The organism is Microbacterium sp. MEC084 (assembly GCF_004514465.2).
In the GTDB taxonomy this organism is placed as follows: Bacteria; Actinomycetota; Actinomycetes; order Actinomycetales; family Microbacteriaceae; genus Microbacterium.
This window is the reverse complement of sequence record NZ_MYFP02000004.1, coordinates 1-20,950: the sequence shown is the minus strand read 5'-3', so window position 1 is coordinate 20,950 and position 20,950 is coordinate 1. Positions and strand designations below refer to the sequence as shown.

19 protein-coding genes and 1 rRNA gene are annotated in these 20,950 nt (G+C 70.1%); 8 read left to right on the top strand and 12 right to left on the bottom strand.

What is annotated here, in order from left to right; translation table 11 throughout:
• Positions 1-158: 158 nt before the first annotated feature.
• Positions 159-3,863, top strand: coding sequence for a multifunctional oxoglutarate decarboxylase/oxoglutarate dehydrogenase thiamine pyrophosphate-binding subunit/dihydrolipoyllysine-residue succinyltransferase subunit (locus tag B5M43_RS05725; protein WP_205829509.1), 3,705 nt, complete (start codon positions 159-161; stop codon positions 3,861-3,863).
• Positions 3,864-4,025: 162 nt separating this feature from the next.
• Here the strand turns inward: B5M43_RS05725 and B5M43_RS05720 are convergent, their stop codons facing one another.
• From B5M43_RS05720 to B5M43_RS05710, 3 genes are all read right to left on the bottom strand, one after another.
• The gene (locus tag B5M43_RS05720) at positions 4,026-5,321 is read right to left on the bottom strand and encodes a GNAT family N-acetyltransferase (RefSeq protein WP_134746183.1); all 1,296 of its coding nucleotides are present in this window, start codon (positions 5,319-5,321) and stop codon (positions 4,026-4,028) included.
• A 63-nt stretch (positions 5,322-5,384) separates the two neighbouring features.
• Positions 5,385-5,630 carry a zf-HC2 domain-containing protein gene (locus B5M43_RS05715; protein ID WP_055992559.1) on the bottom strand — a complete coding sequence of 82 codons (246 nt, stop codon included), beginning with the start codon at positions 5,628-5,630 and terminating at the stop codon, positions 5,385-5,387.
• A complete protein-coding gene (locus B5M43_RS05710; protein ID WP_134746184.1) occupies positions 5,627-6,433 on the bottom strand; it encodes a sigma-70 family RNA polymerase sigma factor in 807 nt (268 codons plus the stop codon). Before B5M43_RS05710 ends, B5M43_RS05715 begins: the two co-directional genes overlap by 4 nt.
• 97 nt (positions 6,434-6,530) lie before the next feature.
• Here B5M43_RS05710 and aroA point away from each other — a divergent pair, with 97 nt between their 5' ends.
• Genes aroA through bcp form a run of 3 tightly spaced genes read left to right on the top strand, consistent with a single transcriptional unit; the run spans position 6,531 to position 9,419 of the window.
• On the top strand, positions 6,531-7,856 hold the full coding sequence (gene aroA, locus B5M43_RS05705) for a 3-phosphoshikimate 1-carboxyvinyltransferase (protein ID WP_134746185.1): 1,326 nt from the start codon (positions 6,531-6,533) through the stop codon (positions 7,854-7,856).
• Positions 7,857-7,866: 10 nt separating this feature from the next.
• Positions 7,867-8,916 (top strand): ribosome small subunit-dependent GTPase A, encoded by a 1,050-nt coding sequence (gene rsgA, locus B5M43_RS05700; protein ID WP_055992553.1) that lies wholly within the window; start codon positions 7,867-7,869, stop codon positions 8,914-8,916.
• Positions 8,917-8,942: 26 nt separating this feature from the next.
• Complete coding sequence (gene bcp, locus B5M43_RS05695) at positions 8,943-9,419, top strand: thioredoxin-dependent thiol peroxidase (RefSeq protein WP_134746186.1); 477 nt, start codon at positions 8,943-8,945, stop codon at positions 9,417-9,419.
• A 5-nt stretch (positions 9,420-9,424) separates the two neighbouring features.
• Here bcp and B5M43_RS05690 read toward each other — a convergent pair whose 3' ends face one another.
• The 6 genes from B5M43_RS05690 to nrdH form a co-directional block, all read right to left on the bottom strand.
• The gene (locus B5M43_RS05690; protein ID WP_134746187.1) at positions 9,425-10,219 is read right to left on the bottom strand and encodes an alpha/beta fold hydrolase; all 795 of its coding nucleotides are present in this window, start codon (positions 10,217-10,219) and stop codon (positions 9,425-9,427) included.
• Positions 10,220-10,302: 83 nt separating this feature from the next.
• Complete coding sequence (gene nrdF / locus B5M43_RS05685; RefSeq protein ID WP_055990831.1) at positions 10,303-11,277, bottom strand: class 1b ribonucleoside-diphosphate reductase subunit beta; 975 nt, start codon at positions 11,275-11,277, stop codon at positions 10,303-10,305.
• Positions 11,270-12,088 (bottom strand): NUMOD3 domain-containing DNA-binding protein, encoded by an 819-nt coding sequence (locus B5M43_RS05680; RefSeq protein ID WP_230667708.1) that lies wholly within the window; start codon positions 12,086-12,088, stop codon positions 11,270-11,272. The genes nrdF and B5M43_RS05680 overlap by 8 nt, the downstream gene beginning before the upstream one ends.
• Positions 12,089-12,106: 18 nt before the next feature.
• Entirely contained in the window at positions 12,107-14,269 is a 2,163-nt protein-coding gene (nrdE, locus tag B5M43_RS05675; protein WP_055990835.1) for a class 1b ribonucleoside-diphosphate reductase subunit alpha, read from the bottom strand.
• The gene (nrdI, locus tag B5M43_RS05670) at positions 14,248-14,682 is read right to left on the bottom strand and encodes a class Ib ribonucleoside-diphosphate reductase assembly flavoprotein NrdI (RefSeq protein ID WP_055990839.1); all 435 of its coding nucleotides are present in this window, start codon (positions 14,680-14,682) and stop codon (positions 14,248-14,250) included. The genes nrdE and nrdI overlap by 22 nt, the downstream gene beginning before the upstream one ends.
• A gap of 50 nt (positions 14,683-14,732) precedes the next feature.
• Positions 14,733-14,966, bottom strand: coding sequence for a glutaredoxin-like protein NrdH (gene nrdH, locus B5M43_RS05665; protein ID WP_055990842.1), 234 nt, complete (start codon positions 14,964-14,966; stop codon positions 14,733-14,735).
• 412 nt (positions 14,967-15,378) lie between these two features.
• Here nrdH and B5M43_RS05660 point away from each other — a divergent pair, with 412 nt between their 5' ends.
• Genes B5M43_RS05660 through B5M43_RS05650 form a run of 3 tightly spaced genes read left to right on the top strand, consistent with a single transcriptional unit; the run spans position 15,379 to position 18,562 of the window.
• Positions 15,379-16,599, top strand: a complete 1,221-nt coding sequence (locus B5M43_RS05660; protein WP_327040473.1) for an MFS transporter — start codon at positions 15,379-15,381, stop codon at positions 16,597-16,599.
• Between the two features lie 26 nt (positions 16,600-16,625).
• The gene (locus tag B5M43_RS05655; protein ID WP_134746188.1) at positions 16,626-17,396 is read left to right on the top strand and encodes an alpha/beta fold hydrolase; all 771 of its coding nucleotides are present in this window, start codon (positions 16,626-16,628) and stop codon (positions 17,394-17,396) included.
• Positions 17,393-18,562, top strand: coding sequence for an acyl-CoA dehydrogenase family protein (locus tag B5M43_RS05650; RefSeq protein ID WP_134746189.1), 1,170 nt, complete (start codon positions 17,393-17,395; stop codon positions 18,560-18,562). The genes B5M43_RS05655 and B5M43_RS05650 overlap by 4 nt, the downstream gene beginning before the upstream one ends.
• Positions 18,563-18,564: 2 nt before the next feature.
• Here B5M43_RS05650 and B5M43_RS05645 read toward each other — a convergent pair whose 3' ends face one another.
• Positions 18,565-18,837 (bottom strand): metal-sensitive transcriptional regulator, encoded by a 273-nt coding sequence (locus B5M43_RS05645; protein ID WP_055990851.1) that lies wholly within the window; start codon positions 18,835-18,837, stop codon positions 18,565-18,567.
• Positions 18,838-18,889: 52 nt separating this feature from the next.
• On the opposite strand from B5M43_RS05645, the gene B5M43_RS05640 reads away from it, so the two are divergent.
• Complete coding sequence (locus B5M43_RS05640) at positions 18,890-20,161, top strand: DUF445 domain-containing protein (RefSeq protein ID WP_134746190.1); 1,272 nt, start codon at positions 18,890-18,892, stop codon at positions 20,159-20,161.
• Positions 20,162-20,165: 4 nt separating this feature from the next.
• On the opposite strand, the gene B5M43_RS05635 is transcribed toward B5M43_RS05640, so the two are convergent.
• Positions 20,166-20,642, bottom strand: a complete 477-nt coding sequence (locus B5M43_RS05635; RefSeq protein ID WP_134746191.1) for a YbaK/EbsC family protein — start codon at positions 20,640-20,642, stop codon at positions 20,166-20,168.
• A gap of 99 nt (positions 20,643-20,741) precedes the next feature.
• Positions 20,742-20,858 (bottom strand): 5S ribosomal RNA (gene rrf / locus B5M43_RS05630).
• Positions 20,859-20,950 lie beyond the last annotated feature (92 nt).

Sequence of the window (20,950 nt, the reverse complement as noted above, 5' to 3'; positions counted from 1 at the left end):
GTCGGGGGCGCGCATCCGTCCTGGGGAGGACCTGCGTACGCGGCCCCTCCGAGGAGAGGAGGAACCGATCTGGGCTAGGCTTTCAGGGCGTGCGCGCGTGACCGCTCGAGCGGTGCGCGGGTCAAGGATTTTCACCGATGAAAGAAGGCGAATCGGCCGTGTCGAGCCAGGGAACGGGCACCGGGACCACGAGCGACGGGGAGTTCGGAGCCAATCAGTGGCTCGTCGAAGAGCTCTACCAGCAGTTCAAGGCGGACAGGAACTCGGTGGACAAGGAGTGGTGGCCCATTCTGGAGGCCTACCAGCCCGAGACACCCGCGGCTCCCGCCGCCGCGGCTCCCGCGCAGGCTCCGGCCGGCCCGGCCGCCGCGCCCTCGGCCGCCCAGAACGGCCACCCGCCGACCGCGCCGGTCCCCGTGATCGGCCAGCAGCCCGTCGCGCGCACCACGGCCAAGCCGGCCGCGCCCGCGCCCATCCCGGCCGACGCGCCGCAGCAGGAGGCCGCGCCGGCCTCCTCGGCCGAGAAGCCGCAGGAGGACGTCGTCACGGTCCTCAAGGGCATGCCCAAGACCCTCGCCAAGAACATGGACGAGTCGCTCACCGTTCCCACGGCCACGAGCGTCCGGACCATCCCGGCGAAGCTGATGATCGACAACCGCATCGTCATCAACAACCACATGTCGCGCACGCGCGGCGGCAAGGTGAGCTTCACCCACCTGATCGGCTGGGCGCTCATCCAGGCGCTCAAGGAGTTCCCGAGCCAGAACGTGTTCTACGCCGAGATCGACGGCAAGCCGTCGGTCGTGGCCCCCGCGCACGTGAACCTCGGCATCGCGATCGACCTGCCCAAGCCCGACGGCACGCGCGCGCTGCTCGTGCCGAGCATCAAGAACGCCGACACGCTGTCGTTCACCGAGTACCTCGCGGCGTACGAGGACCTCGTCAAGCGCGCCCGCGGCAACAAGCTCACGGCGGGCGACTTCGCGGGCACCACGATCTCGCTGACCAACCCCGGCGGCATCGGCACCGTGCACTCCGTGCCGCGCCTCATGAAGGGCCAGGGCTGCATCATCGGCGCCGGCGCCCTCGAGTACCCGGCCGAGTTCCAGGGCGCGAGCGAGAAGACGCTCAACGAGCTCGCGATCGGCAAGACGATCACCCTGACCAGCACCTACGACCACCGCGTCATCCAGGGCGCGGGCTCGGGCGAGTTCCTCAAGAAGGTGCACGAGCTCCTGCTCGGCCAGCGCGGCTTCTACGAGGGCATCTTCGCGGCGCTGCGCATCCCGTACGCGCCCATCGCGTGGAACAGCGACGTCGCCGTCGACCTGGCGGAGCGCGTCGACAAGACCGCTCGCGTGCAGGAGCTCATCAACGCCTACCGCGTGCGCGGCCACCTGATGGCCGACATCGACCCGCTCGAGTACGTGCAGCGCCTGCACCACGACCTCGAGATCGAGTCGCACGGCCTCACCTTCTGGGACCTCGAGCGCGAGTTCGTGACCGGCGGCTTCGGCGGCCGGCGCACCATGAAGCTGCGCGAGATCCTCGGCGTACTCCGCGACTCTTACTGCCGCACGACCGGCATCGAGTACATGCACATCCACGACCACGAGCAGCGCGAGTGGTTCCAGCAGAAGCTGGAGATGAAGTACACCAAGCCCGACCACGACGACCAGCTGCGGATCCTCGGCAAGCTGAACGAGGCCGAGGCGTTCGAGACCTTCCTGCAGACCAAGTACGTCGGCCAGAAGCGCTTCTCGCTCGAGGGCGGCGAGTCGCTCATCCCTCTGCTCGACCGCATCCTGCAGGGCGCGGCCGTGGCGGGCCTCGAGGGCGCCGCGATCGGCATGGCCCACCGCGGCCGCCTGAACGTCCTCACCAACATCGCCGGCAAGACCTACGGCCAGGTGTTCCAGGAGTTCGAGGGCGCCCTGCCCGGCAACAAGCGCGGTTCGGGCGACGTGAAGTACCACCTCGGCACGCAGGGCACCTACGTCGCCGACGGCGGCGAGGAGCTCGCGGTCTACCTGGCCGCCAACCCGTCGCACCTCGAGACCGTGGACGGCGTGCTCGAGGGCATCGTCCGCGCGAAGCAGGACCGCCGTCCCGTCGGCTCGTTCACGTGGCTGCCGATCCTCGTCCACGGCGACGCGGCCTTCGCGGGCCAGGGCGTGGTCGTTGAGACGCTGCAGATGTCGCAGCTGCGCGGCTACCGCACGGGCGGCACGGTGCACGTCATCGTCAACAACCAGGTCGGCTTCACGACTCTGCCGCAGGATGCCCGCACCTCGGTCTACGCGACCGACGTGGCCAAGACCATCCAGGCCCCGATCTTCCACGTGAACGGCGACGACCCCGAGGCCGTCGTCCGCGTGGCCGAGCTCGCGTTCGAGTACCGGCAGCGCTTCCACCGCGACGTCGTGATCGACCTCGTCTGCTACCGCCGCCGCGGTCACAACGAGGGCGACGACCCGTCGATGACGCAGCCGCTCATGACCAACCTCATCGAGGCGAAGCGCTCGACCCGCCGCCTCTACACCGAGGCGCTCGTGGGCCGCGGCGACATCACCGAGGAGGAGTACGAGCAGGCCAAGCGCGACTTCCAGGAGCGCCTGGAGATCGCGTTCGCGGAGACGCACGCCGCCGAGACCGGCTCGCACCCCGTGGTCGACGCGGAGGCGCCCGAGGTCGAGGTCGCGGGCGAGCCCGAGACGACGGGTGTCGCGGTCGAGGTCATCCACCAGATCGGCGACGCGCACGCCAACAAGCCCGACGGCTTCACCGTGCACCCGAAGCTGCAGCAGCTGCTCGACAAGCGCGTGCAGATGAGCCGCGGCGGCCAGATCGACTGGGGCTTCGGCGAGCTGCTCGCGTTCGGCTCGCTGCTTCTCGAGGGCACCTCGGTGCGCCTGGCCGGTCAGGACGCGCGCCGCGGCACGTTCGTGCAGCGTCACGCCACGTTCCACGACCGCGTGAACGGCCAGGAGTGGCTGCCGCTCGTCAACCTGTCCGAGAACCAGGGCCGGTTCTGGGTGTACGACTCGCTGCTCAGCGAATACGCCGCCCTCGCGTACGAGTACGGCTACTCGGTCGAGAACCCCGACGCGCTCGTGCTCTGGGAGGCGCAGTTCGGCGACTTCGTCAACGGCGCCCAGTCGGTCATCGACGAGTACATCTCGGCGGCCGAGCAGAAGTGGGGCCAGCAGTCGAGCGTGGTCATGCTGCTCCCCCACGGCTACGAGGGCCAGGGCCCCGACCACTCGTCGGCCCGCATCGAGCGCTTCCTGCAGCTGTGCGCGCAGGACAACATGACGGTCGCGCGCCCCTCCACGCCCGCGTCGTACTTCCACCTGCTGCGCCGCCAGGCCTACGCCCGCCCGCGCCGCCCGCTGATCGTCTTCACCCCGAAGGCGATGCTGCGCCTGCGCGGCGCGACCAGCGAGGTCGAGGAGTTCACGTCGGGCCGCTTCGAGCCGGTGCTCGACGACAACCGCGGCGTCGACAAGGGCGCGGTCAAGAAGGTCCTGCTGCACTCGGGCAAGATCCACTGGGATCTGCGTGGCGAGCTCGACAAGCGCCCGAACCCCGAGATCGCCCTCGTGCGCCTCGAGCAGTTCTACCCGGCCCCGGTCGGGCAGCTGAACGCGGTGCTGGCCGAGTACCCGAACGCCGAGCTGGTGTGGGTGCAGGACGAGCCCGAGAACCAGGGCGCCTGGCCGTTCATCTCGTTCGAGGTGGCGTCGCAGCTCGGCCGCGAGATCCGCGTGGTCTCCCGCCCGGCCTCGGCCTCGCCCGCCACGGGCTCGTCGAAGGTGCACGCGGTCGAGCACGCCGAGCTCATGAAGCGCGCGCTGTCCTGAGCCCGACTCACGCGAAGCGGCCGGCCCTCCTCGGAGGACCGGCCGCTTCGCATTGCGCGCCTTCACAGGAGATCGCGGGTTCTCAGGACCGGAACCGCCCTTCCCGCCCTGAGAAGCCGGGATCCCCTGAGCTGACGCGCGCGCGGGCGCGAGCCTCCGGGATCAGTACACGATGCTGAGGAACGGCGCACGGGGCACGCGCAGCGCCGCGTCCAGCGCCGTGATCGCGGCATCGGAGCCCTCGACGCGGCCCGCGGCGCGCAGGACCGGCAGCGCGAAGCCGCCCAGGTAGGCCGAGCCGAGCTCGATCACCGAGAGGGACACGTCGGGGTCGCCCTCGTCGGGCGTGACGGACGCGCGGCCGTCCGCGATCGAGACGCGCCAGGTGCCCTCGGCATAGCCGAGCGGATCCGACACCCGCAGCGTGAGGTCCGCGTCGGCGGCATAGGAGCGGGCCTCGAGCACGGCGGGCACGTCGAGGATGCGCAGCCAGCCGTGGTCCTTGATCGACGACACCGCGACCCGCGGGTCCGAGATCAGCCACGGGAGCGGCTCGTCCACGGGGCGCATGTGGGCGACGACGCGCCCCACCAGGTCGTGCTCGAGCGCGAAGCGCCAGAGCGCGCCGAGCGCGGCGTCGTCCTCGGCGATCAGGTACTGGATCGTCAGCTCGCCGCGGCCGTCGTTCTCGGGATCCCCCTCGATCGCGTACGCCATCGCGCCGCGCGGCTCGCCCGCCGCGTCGACGTAGCGCACCGTGCGCACCCCGTCGTCCTTGTGCTCGGCCAGCCCGACGCGCCCGCGCCAGCGCCGCGGCCAGCCCGGGATCTCGCCGATGCGGTGCGACAGCGTGCGCTCGTGCAGCTCGCCGATCAGGCGCGCGGCGTCCTCGCGGTCGAGGTACTGCACGCGGCCGGGGGCCTCGGGCCCGATCCACTCGGCGCGGCGCGCGTCGACCTTCCACGTCGCGACCAGCGTGGCCGGAGCGAAGCCGTAGCGGCCGTAGATCGTCGCCTCGCTCGCCGTCAGCCCCGCCACGGGGACGCCCGCCGCGTGCGCGTCGCGCAGCTCCGCCTCCAGCATCCCGCGCGCGATGCCCCGCCGGCGATGCGTGCCGGCGACCGTCACGGTGCTGATCGCCCACAGCGGCACGGTCCCGCCCGGGATGGTCGTGGGCGTCACCCACGAGCTGGCGGTCGCCACGGGCCGATCGGCCTGCGGGCTGGCCGGATCGTACACGCCGGTCACGCGCCGCCAGGACATCGGCTCGCGCCACTCGGTGATCTCCTCGGCCGAGAGCTCGGGCCCCGCGAAGCCGCGGCGGACGGCGTGGCTCCACGCGTCCATCACGGCGGCGCGGTCGTTCTCGATCAGCCGGTACTCGAGGCCGCGCTCCGCGAGCGCGGCGCGCGTGGTCTCGTCGAGCGGGAGGGTGCGGACGTCGGGGAACTCGGCCATGCGTCCGACCCTAGCGAGGACGCCGGACGGGCAGATGCCCCTTGACTCGGCGGGGGCGGGGCCTCAGTGGGCCGCGGCCTGCGCGTCGCGCAGCCGCGCGAGCACCATGTTCTTCAGCTCCTCCGGAGCCGTCTCCTTGCACGCGCGGGCCACGACCTCGGTGAGGGTGCGCGCCACGAGCGCCTCGTCACGGCACGACTCGCACGTGTCGAGGTGCTCCTTGATGTCGGTGTGCTCGGTCTTGCAGACCTCGTTGCGGAGGTACTCTTCGAGATCCTGCCGCGCCTTCTCGCAACCGCAATCGGTCATTTCCTGCTCCTCGGGGCTTTCTCAGCGGTGGCGGCCTGGATTCCTCGCTCGGCCGCGTAATCCTTCAGCAGGTCACGCAGAAGACGCCTGCCGCGGTGCAGGCGGCTCATGACCGTGCCGATGGGGGTCTTCATGATGTCGGCGATCTCCTGGTAGGCGAAGCCCTCGACGTCGGCGAGGTACACCGCCATCCGGAAGTCGTCGGGGATGGCCTGCAGGGCGTCCTTGACCGCGGATGCGGGCATGCGGTCGATCGCCTCGGCCTCGGCCGACCGGCTGCTCGTCGCCGTGGTCGACTCGGCGCCGCCGAGCTGCCAGTCCTCGAGGTCGTCGATCGTGCCCTGATACGGCTCGCGCTGCCGCTTGCGGTACGTGTTGATGTACGTGTTCGTCAGGATGCGGTACAGCCACGCCTTGAGGTTCGTCCCCTGCGTGAACGACGCCCACGAGGCGAACGCCTTGACGAAGGTCTCCTGCACCAGGTCGGCCGCATCGCTGGGGTTGCGCGTCATGCGCATGGCCGCGCCGTACAGCTGATCCATGTAGGGCAGCGCCTGCTCCTGGAACTGGTCGCGCGTCTCGGCCGCGGTGAGCGGCGAGCCCGTCGGCGCGCCCTCCTCCGCCGGCTCCTCGCCCTCCAGGTGCCGTACGTCGTCGGTGTCGGCCAGATCGCGCTCGTCGTCCATCACGCGCCAGTCTAGGGCGGCGGCCTGTGCCCCGACCGCGTGCGCCCCACCCCCGCGCGAAGGGACGCCGAGGGCATGCACGGCGACCGGCGCGGGACGCGACAGCGTGGCGATCATCCGGTTCCTCTCCTGGTTCCCGGGGCCCGTCCGGATCCGCATCTCCGGGCCGGATCGGCCGGGGCGGTGACGGGGACGTTCAGTAGGGTAGGAACCGATGAAACCGCGCGTGTATTCCCCCGACGCCCCGCAGGGCGAGTATGCCGCGCCGACCGCGGCCGGTCCGCTCGAGGCGGTCCTGACCATCCCCGGGTCCAAGTCGCTCACGAACCGCGAGCTGATCCTCGCCGCGCTCGCCGAGGGCCCCAGCCGCCTGCTGTCGCCGCTGCAGTCCGACGACTCGCGCCGCATGGTCGAGGGCCTGCGCGCCCTGGGCGTGGAGGTCGAGGAGGTGCCCGGCGACGGCCCGTTCGGCCCCGACCTGCTGGTGCATCCGGCGGCGCCGTTCACGGCGCCCGCGACCGTCGACTGCGGGCAGGCCGGCACCGTGATGCGCTTCCTCGCGCCGCTGGCCGGCTTCGCGTCGGGCGAGGTGACGGTCACGGCGCACGAGAGCGCGCTGCACCGCCCCATGGCCGAGATGATCCGCGCGCTGCGCGACCTCGGCGTCGACGTCGACGACGGCGGCCACTGGGCGCTGCCGTTCACGGTGCGCGGCCACGGGCACATCCGCGGCGGCGAGATCGCGATCGACGCGTCCGCGTCGAGCCAGTTCGTGTCCGGCCTGCTGCTGGCCGCGCCGCGCTTCGATGTGGGCCTGCACCTGCGGCACACGGGCGCGCGGCTGCCCAGCATCCCGCACATCGACATGACCGTCGAGGCGCTCGCGCGCCGCGGCGTGCACGTCGAGCGCCCGCGTCCGGGCGAGTGGATCGTGCCGGCCGGGCCTCTCCGCGCCAAGGACATCGCGATCGAGCCCGACCTCTCCAACGCCGCGCCCTTCCTGGCGGCCGCGATGGTGACGGGCGGTTCGGTGACCGTATCGGGATGGCCTCCGCACTCCACGCAGCCCGGTGCGCAGCTGGTCGAGATCCTGCAGCTCATGGGCGCCCGGGTGAGCCGCCGCGGCGGCGCGCTGACGGTCGCCGCCGGGCGCGGCATCCACGGCCTGGAGCTCGACCTGTCGGCGGTGAGCGAGCTCACCCCGACGCTGGTGGGCCTGGCGGTGTTCGCGGACTCCCCCACGACCTTCCACGGGATCGGGCATATCCGCGGCCACGAGACCGACCGCATCGCGGCGCTCGCGCAGAACGTCACGGCGCTCGGCGGCGTCGCCGAGGAGATGCCCGACGGCATCCGGATCACCCCGGCCGAGCTGACCGGCGGCACCTGGAAGGCCCACCACGACCACCGGATGGCCACGACCGGAGCCCTCATCGGGCTGCGCGTGCCGGGCATCGTGGTCGACGACATCGGGACGACGGCCAAGACCCTGCCCCAGTTCACCCAGCTGTGGGACGAGATGCGGGGCGTCCGCCCGTGAGGGCTCGGGGATGAGCTGGCTCGACGATCCGCTCGGGGAGGACGACGACCTCGAGTACGACGAGAGCGACGTGCGGGTCCGGCCGAACCCCAAGGCCAACCGACCGCGCACCAAGCGCCGCCCCGCGCACGAGGACGCGACGATCGCGCGCGTTCTCGGCGTGGACCGCGGCCGCTACTCCGTGCTCGTCGGCGAGGACACGCCGGACGAGCGCCAGGTGACCGCGGCGCGCGCCCGCGAGCTGCGCAAGACGCCGATCGTGACGGGCGACCGCGCCCGCGTGGTCGGCGACACGAGCGGCGCCGAGGGCACGCTCGCCCGCATCGTCGGGATCGAGGAGCGCACGTCGCTGCTGCGCCGCAGCGCGGACGACACCGATCAGGTCGAGCGGGTCATCGTCGCGAACGCGGACCAGATGCTCATCGTGGTGGCCGCGGCCGACCCCGAGCCGCGCCCCCGGCTGGTGGACCGCTACCTGATCGCGGCGCTGGATGCGGGCATCCGGCCGCTGATGGTCGTCACCAAGACCGACCTCGCGGATCCCGCGCCGTTCCTCGCGCACTTCGCGGGCCTCGACGACCTGCGGGTCTTCACGAGCGCGCGCGACGAGGCGCCGGTCGACGCCATCGGCGAGGCGCTGGTGGGCCACAGCACGGTGTTCGTCGGGCATTCGGGCGTGGGCAAGTCCACGCTCGTGAATGCGCTCGTGCCGGGCGCGCGGCGCGCGACCGGGCACGTGAACGAGGTGACCGGCCGCGGCCGCCACACGTCGTCCTCCACCGTGTCGCTGCGGTACCACGGGCCCGCGGGGTCGGGCTGGGTCATCGACACCCCCGGAGTGCGCTCGTTCGGCCTCGGGCACGTCGACCCGGCCAACATCATCCGGGCCTACAAGGACCTCGAGGCGGTCGCCGAGCAGTGCCCGCGCGGCTGCACGCACCTGCCGGATGCGCCGGACTGCGCGCTCAACGAGGCGGTCGCGGACGGCCGCCTGCCCGCCGAGCGCGTCGACTCGCTGCAGCGCCTCCTGGCGACGTTCAAGGACCGCACGGACTACTGACGCTCCCGCGAACGTAGGCTGGTGGGGTGACCACGACGCGCCTCGAACCCGGTACCCCCGCCCCCGACTTCACCCTGCTCGACCAGGACGGCCGCGAGGTCTCGCTCGCTGACTTCCGCGGCGGCAAGGTCGTGCTGTACTTCTACCCCGCCGCGATGACGCCCGGCTGCACGACGCAGGCGTGCGACTTCCGCGACAGCATCGGCTCGCTGGCCGCCGCCGGATACACGGTGCTGGGTGTCTCGCGCGACGAGCCGGCCAAGCTGGCCGAGTTCCGCGAGCGCGACGCGATCCCCTTCGAGCTGCTGAGCGACCCCGACGCCGCCGTGCACCGCGCGTACGGCACGTGGGGCGAGAAGATGAACTACGGCAAGGTCGTCGAGGGCGTCATCCGCTCGACGTTCGTGCTGGACGAGCAGGGCGTCGTCACCCACGCGCTCTACAACGTCAAGGCCACCGGCCACGTCGCGCGGCTGCGCAAGGACCTCGGCATCGACGCCTGACGCGCTCAGGCGTCCTGACGCAGGAACTCCACGCCCGCCTGGCGGAAGTCGCGTGATCCCGGCGCGTTGAAGTGGTGCCGGCCCGGCACCTCCACGAACGTGCCGTTCGGCACGGCCGCGGCCAGGCGGCGGGAGTCCTCGAGGATCGCGTCCTCGGTGCCCGTCGCGAACAGGATGCGCTGCTGCGGCGGGTGGCCGAGGTCGGGGTCCGCGTCGCCGAAGCGCATGCCCTCCGCGAGCGCGATGATCGCCCGGAGGTCGTTGCCCGGCACCCGCTCGGCGAGCGTGATGTAGTTGCGCGTGACCTTGTCGGTCACCTCCTCGCCGCGCTCGGCGAACGCGCGGGCCTGCGCGAGATCCAGGCGCCCCAGCGGGCGCCCGTCCGGGATGCCCCCGAGCACGGCCCGCTCGATGCGGTCGCCGAGCTCCACCGCGACGTGCCACCCGACGCGGGCGCCGAGCGAGTAGCCCAGGTACCGGACCGTGTCGATCAGGTAGGTGTCGAGCACGACCTCGATGTCGCGCACGAGCGCGTCCATCGTGTACTGCGCGGCGTCGTGCGGCCGGTCGCTGGCGCCGTGGCCGCGCTGGTCCACACCCAGGACGCGGAACCCGGCGCCCAGCAGCTCGCGCACCCAGCCGGTGTTGACCCAGTTGTCGCGGCAGCTCGACGCGAAGCCGTGCACGGCCAGCACGACGGGCGCGTCATCCTCTCCCCACGAGTAGGTCGCGATCCGGTGGCCCTCCTCGGACATCACGAACTGCGGATCCGGCATCTCGGTGATCAGCGGCACGCCCATGCCCGCCATTCTGCCGGTCGCCACGCCGGAACGACGAAGGGCGCCCCCGGAGGGGCGCCCTTCGCGCAGGTCTCAGACCGGGATCAGAAGTCCCAGTCCTCGTCCTCTGTGACCTCGGCCTTGCCGATGACGTACGACGATCCCGAGCCCGAGAAGAAGTCGTGGTTCTCGTCAGCGTTCGGCGACAGGGCCGACAGAATCGCCGGATTCACGTCGGTCACGCTCGAGGGGAACATCGACTCGTAGCCGAGGTTCATCAGCGCCTTGTTGGCGTTGTAGTGAAGGAACTTCTTGACGTCCTCGGTCAGGCCGACCTGGTCGTAGAGGTCCTGCGTGTACTGCACCTCGTTGTCGTAGAGCTCGTAGAGCAGCGAGAACGTGTAGTCCTTGATCTCGTCGCGCTTGGCCTGATCGACCTTCTCGAGCCCCTTCTGGAACTTGTAGCCGATGTAGTATCCGTGCACGGCCTCGTCGCGGATGATGAGGCGGATGAGGTCGGCCGTGTTGGTGAGCTTCGCGCGGCTCGACCAGTGCATGGGCAGGTAGAAGCCCGAGTAGAACAAGAAGCTCTCGAGCAGGGTCGAGGCGACCTTGCGCTTGAGCGGCTCGTCGCCGCGGTAGTACTCCATGACGATCTGCGCCTTGCGCTGCAGGTTCGGGTTCTCGATCGACCAGCGGAACGCCTCGTCGATCTCCTGCGTCGAGCACAGCGTCGAGAAGATCGACGAGTAGCTCTTCGCGTGCACCGACTCCATGAACGCGATGTTGGTGTACACCGCCTCCTCGTGCGGGGTCAGTGCGTCCGGGATGAGCGAGACGGCGCCCACCGTGCCCTGGATGGTGTCCAGCAGCGTGAGGCCCGTGAAAACACGCATCGTGAGCTGCTGCTCACCTGGCGTCAACGTGTTCCACGACTGGATGTCGTTCGACAGCGGCACCTTCTCGGGCAGCCAGAAGTTGCCCGTGAGCCGGTTCCAGACCTCGACGTCCTTGTCGTCCTCGATCCGGTTCCAGTTGATTGCCTGGACGTGGTCGAGAAGCTGCAGCTTCTCACTCATCGGTGCTCCCTTTCAGATTCTTCATGTCGTCGAGGCAATGATCGCAGGTGTCCTTGAACACGCCTTTGTTGGTGTGGTGACGGGTGTGCGCGCTTCGTCGACTGCTGGGCATCGGCCTGCCTTTGAGCTTCTCGGATCGTCGTCGCCGACCCTCTTCACTCATGGTCTTGCCGAAGTTCGGGTTTCGCTCACCCCGCTTCTGCTCGGATAGGCGGGCTCGGGTTTCATCCGAGCGCTTGCGACCGTAGCTGGGGTGAGCTGGGCCGAACTTGCCGTAGTTGGGATTGAGTTCGCCGGTGATGGATCCCTTCCTCATCTCCGACCAACGCGCACGTTGCTCATCGCTGTGCAGTCGTCGCCCCCAGTTCGGCGAATCGGGGCCCCGTCGGTGGACTCCCGTGGGTCGCCCGTGAGCCCGCTCGCCCGCGGCCCGTCGCTGTTCTTCCGTCCAGACGTAGCCTCGAACGCCGTCTCCCCCGTCGGTGAGGTTGAGGAGCCGGTCACCGCGGTCTCGGAGAGCAGCGCTCCAGCGCCGCTCCGCCTGGAATAGATCTGTCAACGAATCGCTCATCACCAGCTCCAGCGACTCGAAGTACACCGATTCCGGGTTCTCGTACTTGCGGAGCCAGTCGTACACAGGACGTTTGCGTCCTTCTCTCGCCGCCTTGAAATGCTGCTTCCGCCGGGAAGAGACCGTTCGTGTCGTCATGCCGACGTAGCGATACTCTGTCGACCCGATCTCCCGCACGCCGTACACGACGCCGGCGAATGGCCAGTCCGCGTTTCGCGACGTACGGGAGATCTCGGTCAACAGAACCGCATCCTCAGGTCAGAGCGTGCAGCTGACGCACTGATCCATCGACGTGCCCTCGAGGGCCATCTGACGCAGGCGGATGTAGTAGATCGTCTTGATCCCCTTCTTCCACGCGTAGATCTGAGCCTTGTTGATGTCGCGGGTCGTCGCCGTGTCCTTGAAGAACAGCGTGAGCGACAGGCCCTGGTCGACGTGCTGCGTGGCCGCCGCGTACGTGTCGATGACCTTCTCGTAGCCGATCTCGTACGCGTCCTGGTAGTAGTCCAGGTTCTCGTTCGTCATGAACGGCGCCGGGTAGTAGACGCGGCCGAGCTTGCCTTCCTTGCGGATCTCGATCTTCGACGCGATCGGGTGGATCGACGACGTCGAGTTGTTGATGTACGAGATCGAGCCGGTCGGCGGCACCGCCTGCAGGTTCTGGTTGTAGATGCCGTGCTCCTGGATGGAGGCCTTCAGCTCGCGCCAGTCGTCCTGCGTGGGGATGTGGTGGCCGGCGAAGAGCTCCTTGACCTTCTCGGTCTGCGGCACCCACGCCTGCTCGGTGTACTTGTCGAAGAACTCGCCCGAGGCGTACTTCGACTCCCAGAACCCGTCGAACACCTGCTTGCGCTCGATCGCGAGCCTGTTCGACGCGCGCAGCGCGTGGAACAGCACCGTGTAGAAGTAGATGTTCGTGAAGTCGATGCCCTCTTCCGAGCCGTAGTAGACGCGCTCGCGGGCCAGGTAGCCGTGCAGGTTCATCTGGCCGAGGCCGATGGCGTGCGACTTGTCGTTGCCGTCCTCGATCGAGCGGACCGAGCGGATGTGGCTCTGGTCGCTCACCGCGGTGAGCGCGCGGATCGACGTCTCGATGGTCTTGCCCAGGTCGGGCGAGTCCATCGCGAGCGCGATGTTCAGCGAGCCCAGGTTGCAGGAGATGTCCTTGCCGATCTGGTCGTACGAGAGGTCCTCGTTGAGCGTCGTCGGCGTGTTCACCTGCAGGATCTCGCTGCAGAGGTTCGACATGTTGATCCGGCCCTTGATCGGGTTGGCCCGGTTCACCGTGTCCTCGAACATGATGTACGGGTAGCCCGACTCGAACTGGATCTCGGCGAGCGTCTGGAAGAACTTCCGCGCGTTGATCTTGGTCTTCTTGATGCGCGGGTCGTCGACCATCTCGCGGTACTTCTCGGTGACCGAGATGTCGCCGAAGGGCACGCCGTAGACGCGCTCGACGTCGTACGGCGAGAAGAGGTACATGTCCTCGTCGTTCTTGGCGAGCTCGAACGTGATGTCCGGCACGACGACGCCGAGCGACAGCGTCTTGATGCGGATCTTCTCGTCGGCGTTCTCGCGCTTGGTGTCGAGGAACTTCATGATGTCGGGGTGGTGCGCCGAGAGGTACACCGCGCCCGCGCCCTGACGTGCGCCGAGCTGGTTGGCGTAGCTGAACGAGTCCTCGAGCAGCTTCATGACGGGGATGATGCCGCTGGACTGGTTCTCGATCTGCTTGATCGGCGCGCCGGCCTCGCGGATGTTCGACAGCAGCAGGGCCACGCCGCCGCCGCGCTTGGAGAGCTGCAGCGCGGAGTTGATGCCGCGCGCGATGGACTCCATGTTGTCCTCGATGCGCAGCAGGAAGCAGCTGACGAGCTCGCCGCGCTGCGCCTTGCCGGCGTTGAGGAACGTGGGAGTCGCGGGCTGGAAGCGGCCCGAGATGATCTCCTCGACGAGGTTCCACGCGAGGTCCTGGTCGCCGTCGGCGAGCGCGAGGGCCGTCATGACGACGCGGTCCTCGAAGCGCTCGAGGTAGCGCTTGCCGTCGAAGGTCTTCAGCGTGTAGCTCGTGTAGTACTTGAAGGCGCCGAGGAACGTCTCGAAGCGGAACTTCTTGCCGTAGGCGAAGTCGTTGAGCTTCTCGATGAACTCGAACGGGTACTTCTCGATGACCGCGGCCTCGTAGTACTCCTTCTCGACCAGGTAGTCGAGCCGCTCGCGGAGCGAGTGGAAGAACACCGTGTTCTGGTTGACGTGCTGCAGGAAGTACTCCCGTGCGGCGCGCTTGTCGGCGTCGAACTGGATCTTCCCGTTCTCGTCGTACAGGTTCAGCATCGCGTTCAGGGCGTGGTAGTCCAGGCCCTCGAACTTCGCGTTGTGCTTGAAGTCGGCTTCCGTGGTCACCGCTGCTGCTTCCACCATCGTTCCAATCCGTCGCTGACGCGATCGACGTCGTCGGGTGTGCCGAAGAGTTCGAGCCGATACAAGTGGGGCACGTGGCACTTGCGGCTGATGATGTCGCCGGCGATGCAGAAGCCTTCGCCGAAGTTGGTGTTGCCGGCCGAGATGACCCCTCGGATCCCCCGGCGGTTGCGTTCGTCGTTCAGGAAGCGGATGACCTGCTTCGGCACCGCTCCCCGCCCGTCTCCCCCGCCGTAGGTGGGGGTGACGAGCACGTAGGGCTCGTCGACGACGAGGGGCTCGTCGCCGCGGTGGAGAGGGATGCGCCGGGCCGGCTTCCCGAGCTTCTCGATGAAACGCGCCGTGTTGCCGGACACGCTCGAGAAGTAGACCAGGAGCGGAGTCTCCGTGTCGGCGACTGTCGCGGCGGTCATCTCATCTCCCTCTCGGTCGCCGTTCTCGTCGAAGGGCGCGCGAGCGCCGTTCAGGCGAGACGGGCGGCGAGCTCGTCGATCTTGTCCGGGCGGAAGCCCGACCAGTGGTCCTCGTCCGTGATCACGACGGGAGCCTGCATGTAGCCGAGGGCCTTGACCTGCTCGAGAGCGGCCGGGTCCTGGGAGAGGTCGAGGACCTCGTAGTCGATGCCCTTCGAGTCGAGCGCGCGGTACGTGGCCGTGCACTGGACGCAGGAAGGCTTCGTGTAGACCGTGATCGCCATGGCGCTTTCTTCCCCCTTGTTACGTGTGCTGCCCGGCGCACCTCCGCCGGGACCTCAATACTACATATGGGTGCGGACATTGAGGGTCACCACTAGGACTAGTAGTTACACGGTTGTCATTTTCCACCGTTCTCCACCGCTCCACCACAGGTCCATCCACCGATCCGTCCACAGGCGGGACCCCGTGCGAGCGCCCCGCGATGGCCGGGAAATCGCGGTTCGCGCGCTGCACGAGACCGCCTCTCCACAGATGGAACGCTAGGGCGGGCCTCCGACATCCCACAGGGTGTGGAATCGGCCCCTCGGCGTGTCGCGGCGTGTCGCGATCGGGCGCTCCGCAGCGGCCCGGGAGCACCCTCGGATGGCCCGCTCATCGGGCGTTCCCACGGGTCCGGGGAGATAGCGTGAGGACGTGTCGTCCTCCGCCTCCGCCTATCGCGAGCTCGCCCGCACGCCGGGCGTCATCCGCATCATCGCCGCCCAGCTCACGGCGCGGTTCCCGTCGGGCATGGTGAGCCTCGGCATCCTCATCCACATCGAGCACATGACCCACTCGTACGGGGCGGCCGGGACGGTGCTCGCCGCCATGTCGATCGGCCAGGCCGTCGCCGGCCCGATCACGAGCCGCTGGATGGGCCGCTGGGGCATGCGCCCCGTGCTCTCGCTGCTCACGCTCGTGTACGCCGCGACCCTGACGGCCCTGGCCCTGGCGCCGCTGCCCGTGCCGGTGCTCGTCGCGCTCGGCCTGATCGCGGGCCTCGCGACGCCGCCGGTCCAGTCCGCGGTGCGCACGATCTACCCCAAGCTGGTCAACTCGCGGCAGCTGACCGCCCTGTACTCGCTGGACGCCTCGCTGCAGGAGCTGATCTGGGTCGTCGCTCCCGTGCTCGTCACGTTCCTGGCGCTGCAGATCTCGTCCGTGGTGGCGCTGCTGGCCGTCGTGCTCATCGCGCTCCTGGGCGGCGCCTGGTTCATCTTCTCCCCCGAGGTGGGGCGCGTCCGCATCCCGCGGAGCCGGGCGGCGTTCGGACGCGTCCTGCGCAAGCCGACCGTGATCCTCACCACCTCGATCGGCCTGCTGTTCATCGGCGCGACGGCCGCGATCGAGACCGGCATCGTCGCGACCTTCGGCGAGGGCGGTCTCGAGTCCGGGCTGGTGCTCGCGGCGTACGCCCTCGGCAGCCTGGCGGGCGGCCTGGGCTCCGGCGGCATCCCGATGAGCCCGTGGTCCACGGCGCGCCGGCTCTGCATCGTCGCGCTCGGCAGCGCCCTGACGCTCGTGTGGCTGGGCAACCCGTGGTGGCTCGGCTTCGCCCTGTTCGTCGCGGGTGTCGGCTTCGCGCCGGCCCTCGCCTCGATGCTGGCCGCCACGTCCGCGAGCGTCAAGTTCAGCGAGACCGCCGAGGCGTACGGCTGGATCAACACGGGCCAGCTGATCGGGGCCGCGCTCGGCTCGATGATCGGCGGGTTCGCGATCGACGGCACGGGTCCGGTCGGCGCCTACTACGTCAGCATCGGAATGGTCGTGCTGGCCGCCGTCGTGGCCGCCGTGTTCCATCGCGGCTTCCCCGACCTGCGGCACCGCGACGCCTCCCCCATCCCCGACACCGAGCAGGTGCCGGTGATCACGTGACGGTCGTGCCTGCATAGGCTGGGCGCATGACCGCACGTCCCGCTCCCGTGACCCTGCCCCGGCTGCACTGGGGCGATCCGTCGTCGCCGCGCCGCGTGCTGCTGGTGCACGGCCTGGGCTCGTCGGGCGCGCTGATGTGGCGCTATGGCGTCGCGCTGGCGGAGGACGGCTGGTCGGCCACCGCGGTCGACCTGCGCGGGCACGGCGACGCGCCGCGCGCCCTCGACTACACGATCGCCGCGTACGCCGCCGACCTCCGCGGCGCGCGGCCCGAGGGCGGGGACGCCTGGGACCTCGTCGTCGGCCACTCGCTGGGCGGGGCGTCGAGCACGCTGGCCGCCGCGGACGCCCCGGCCTGGACCCGCCGGCTGGTGCTCGTGGACCCGGCGATCTTCCTGCGCGACCGCGACGCCGGCATCGTCCGCCGCAGCCAGGAGCGCGCGTTCGCCGACAACCGTGCCGAGGCCGTGCGCGAGGAGCACCCGCACTGGCACCCGCACGACATCGAGCTGAAGGTCGACGCTGTGGCGCGCGGCAGCCGCTGGGCCGTCGAGCAGACCAGCGCGCAGAACAGCCCGTGGGACGTGCGCGAGGCAGCCGCCCGCCTCACCGTGCCCACGCACGTGATCGGCTCGGATCCCGACGTCTACAGCATCTTCGACGGCGAGCTGGCCGACGAGGTGCTGCGTGCGAACCCCGCCCTCACCATGTCGGTGGTGCGCGGGGCCGGGCACTCCCCGCACCGCGACAAGCCCGAGGCGACCATGCGCGCGCTGCGCGAGGTGATCGCGCGGTGACCGGGGCCGGTGCCTTCGATCCGCGGGACGTTCTGACCGACGCGCTCGTCGAGCGGATCCGCTCGCGCGCCGCCCGCGTGGACGCCGACAACGTCTTCCCGGACGAGGACCTGGCCGAGCTCCGCGACGCGGGATACCTGCGCGCGCTCGTCCCGTCCGAGCGGGGCGGCCTCGGGCTCGGGCTCGCCGAGGTCTCCGCGCTGCAGCAGCGCCTCGCGGAGGCGGCGCCCGCGACGGCGCTCGCGATCAACATGCACCTCGTCTGGACGGGCGTCGCGAAGGTCCTGCAGGACCGCGGCATCGACGACCTGAGCTTCGTGCAGGAGGACGCCGCCGCGGGCGAGGTCTTCGCATTCGGCATCAGCGAGGCCGGCAACGACCTGGTGCTGTTCGGCAGCGACACCGAGGCCGCCCCGCTCGACGACGGCTCCTACGCGTTCACGGGCACCAAGATCTTCACGTCGCTCGCGCCGGTCTGGACGCGCCTGGGCGTCCACGGCCTGGACACGTCCTCGCCGGACGCGCCGCAGGTCGTGTACGCGTTCCTCGAGCGGGACGAGCGCGTCGTCACGCGCGACGACTGGGACACGCTCGGCATGCGCGGCACGCAGAGCCGGACCACCGAGCTGCACGGGGCGGTGGCTCCCGCCGACCGCGTGGTGCGACGCGTCGCCGCCGGCCCGAACCCCGACCCGATCGTGTTCGGCATCTTCAGCGTGTTCGAGGTGCTGCTCGCGTCGGTCTACACGGGCATCGCGCATCGCGCGCTGGACCTCGCGGTCGCCGCCGCGCAGGCGCGCCGATCGAAGAAGACCGGTCGCCCGTACAGCCAGGATCCGGACATCCGCTGGCGCATCGCGGGCATGGCGCTGGCGTACGACGCGCTGCCGCCCCAGCTCGCGTCGATCGCCCGCGACGTCGACGAGCGCGTGGACCACGGAGCCCGCTGGTTCTCGCTGCTGTCCGGGCTCAAGCACCGCGCGACCGCGACCGCCAAGCAGGTCGTCGACGACGCGATGCTCGTGGCGGGCGGCTCGTCGTTCTTCGCGGCCAGCGAGCTGTCGCGTCTCTACCGCGACGTGCTCGCGGGCGCGTTCCATCCGTCCGACCCCGAGTCGGCGCACGCCACCGTCGCGACGGCCTGGCTGGGCCCGCTCGAGGGCTGAGGTCAGCGCCCGTCGAAGTCGAAGGCCCGCAGCAGCTCGGCCACGGCCTGCTCGCGCTCGGCGTCGCCGTGCTCGAACATGTGCGTCACGTGGGTGCGCAGGTGGTTCTCCAGCAGCAGGCGGTTGAGGGACTCGAGCGAACGCTGGATCGCACGGGACTGCGTGATGATGTCCATGCAGTAGTCCTCGTTCTCGATCATCCGGCCGAGACCGCGCATCTGCCCCTCGAGGATGCGGGTGCGATGCAGAGCGCGCTTCTGGATGTCTTCGATCACGCTCACGAGCGTACGCCGGGTTGACCGGGAGGGGCGTGCGAGGATGGCCGACATGGCACGCACCCCCGTGGAGCTCCTGTCGGCTGCGGACCAGGAGCGCCTGTTCGCGCTCCGGCGCATGAAGGCGGTCGCGCTGGGGGCGCTGATCTTCATGGCCGTGCTGTTCGTCGTCGGCTTCGCGCTCCAGGACCGGATGCCCGCGCTGGCGTACCTGCGCGCCGCGGCAGAGGGCGGGATGGTGGGCGCCCTGGCCGACTGGTTCGCGGTGACGGCGCTGTTCCGCCGGCCGCTGGGGCTGCCCATCCCCCACACGGCGATCATCCCGACCCGCAAGGACGAGATCGGGCGGAACCTGGGCGAGTTCGTCGAGACGAACTTCCTCGAGGCCGAGGTGGTGCGGCGCAAGCTCGCCTCCACGCCGATCGCCGCGCGCCTGGGAGCCTGGCTGCGCGCGCCCGAGCATGCGGAGCGGGTGGCGTCCGAGGGCGCGGCCATGGCGCAGGGCGTGCTGCGCGCGCTGAGCGACGACGACGTGCAGGATGTCATCGAGTCGCTGGCGCGGGAGCACCTGATCGAGCCCGGGTGGGGCGAGCCGCTCGGCGGATGGCTCGAACGCGTGATCGACACGGGGGCGCACCACGGCGCCGTGGATCTGGCCGCCGACACGGTCGCGGCCTGGCTGGACGCGAACCCGGAGGTGTTCCAGGGCCTGGTGTCGCGTCGCCTGCCCTCGTGGGTCCCGTCGATCGCCGCGCGGCTCGTTGACCACACGGTGTACAACGAGGCCGTCGCGTTCGTCGGCGCGCTGCGCGCCGACCCTCGTCACCCGGCCCGCGGCGCGATCGACGACTACCTCGCGCGACTCGCGTTCAACCTGCAGCACGATCCGGTCACCCGCGACCGCCTCGAGCAGGCCAAGGCGACGCTCTTCGACAGCCCACGCGTGCGCCGCCTCGCGGCCGAGGCGTGGGGCGCCGCGAAGCAGGGGCTGCTGCGTGAGCTCGACGAGCCCGGGAGCGCACTGCGGACGCGCGCGCGGGATGCGCTCGTCGAGATCGGCGAGCGCCTGCAGAACGAGCCGTCCCTGCGCTCGCGCGTGGACGACTGGGTGACCGACGCCGCCGTGTTCCTCGTGGAGCGCTACCGCAGCGACATCGCGTCGCTCATCACCGAGACGGTCGAGCGCTGGGACCCGCAGGAGACGACGGAGAAGATCGAGCTCATGGTGGGCCGCGACCTCCAGTACATCCGGCTCAACGGCACGGTCGTCGGCGCGCTCGCGGGGCTCGTGATATTCACGATCGCGCACGCCCTCCTCGGCTGAGCCGTCAGTCGACGCGCTCCACCCGCCCGCCGGTGAGCCTCACGAGCTCGTCGAAGGTCAGCGGGAAGACGGTGTGCGCCGTCCCGGCGGCGGCCCACAGCTGCGGGAACCGCGCGAGATCGGCGTCGACGATCGTCGCGATCGGCGCCGGATGGCCCGTCGGAGCGACGCCGCCGATCACCTGACCGGTCGCCTCGAGCACCTGATCGGCCGTCGCGCGCCGGATGCGCCCCGTGCCGAGCCGCTGTGCCAGTGCGGCCGTGTCGACCCGGTGCGCACCGCTCGTCATCACCAGCAGCGGGGCATCGTCGCACCAGAACACGAGGCTGTTCGCGATCGCCCCGACCTCCACGCCAAGAGCGGCCGCGGCCTGGGCTGCGGTGGCGGCCGCGTCGGGGAGCACGACGATCTCCGCATCGATCCCGGCCTCGGAGAGGCGCTGGGACACGAGCACGCTGCGCGGATGGAGTTCGGTGGGCATGCGCTCCAGTCTAGAAACGCAGAACGCCCCTCCGCGCAGGCGGAGGGGCGTGAAGCGCGAGAGGGCCACCCAGCGTTGGGTGGCCCTCTCGTAAAGGAAGTCCGGCGGTGTCCTACTCTCCCACAGGGTCCCCCCTGCAGTACCATCGGCGCTGAGAGGCTTAGCTTCCGGGTTCGGAATGTGACCGGGCGTTTCCCTCTCGCTATGACCGCCGAAACACTGTTGATGTTTCAGTCACAACAAAAGCTTTGTTGTTGTGTTCTCGACCGTACATCGAGAACCACTCAGTGGACGCGCGCACCGCTAGA